This is a genomic window from Corallococcus sp. AB038B, assembly GCF_003668955.1.
In the GTDB taxonomy this organism is placed as follows: domain Bacteria; phylum Myxococcota; class Myxococcia; order Myxococcales; family Myxococcaceae; genus Corallococcus; species Corallococcus exiguus.
The window spans coordinates 1-426 of the sequence record NZ_RAWO01000165.1 but is presented as its reverse complement, the minus strand read 5'-3'; the positions used below and the strand labels follow the sequence as shown (position 1 = coordinate 426).

Genomic DNA, 426 nt, shown 5'->3' with positions numbered 1-426 from the left:
GTTTTTTCCTCATTGCACCCTGTTGGGCACTTTATAAAACCGTTCAATTACGTCGAATGATTAAACAACAAGAATCAGAAGCAGCGCTACAACTCTCACATAAAATTACGACTGTGTTACTTTTCTCGACGGTATTGGGAATTATTGTATGGGTTGCAATTTTATTTTGCTCAGTCGGTCTTGTAATAACAGGAAAATTGTTAGATTCAAGAGCGATATAAATCAGTGATATGGAAATATTCAATCTCAAGTCGAATTTAATCTGCAATTTTTTTCACAAACTATAAGACACGAAAGTTGACTGATTTTCTATGACGACATATAACGGTTTTGCATATAACCAGTGAATTTGTATATACAACTTGATCTTTTTCAGTTGAATTTATTTAAATTCGTAGGTCTTCGGAAAACCCTATTGGGCGTACA

At 33.8% G+C, this 426-nt stretch carries 1 protein-coding gene; it reads left to right on the top strand.

Annotated elements, in window-relative coordinates; all coding sequences use genetic code 11:
• Positions 1 to 221, top strand: a 221-nt coding sequence (locus D7Y04_RS46215) for a hypothetical protein (protein WP_233601870.1), incomplete at its 5' end; no start/stop codon positions are given.
• Positions 222 to 426: the final 205 nt, after the last annotated feature.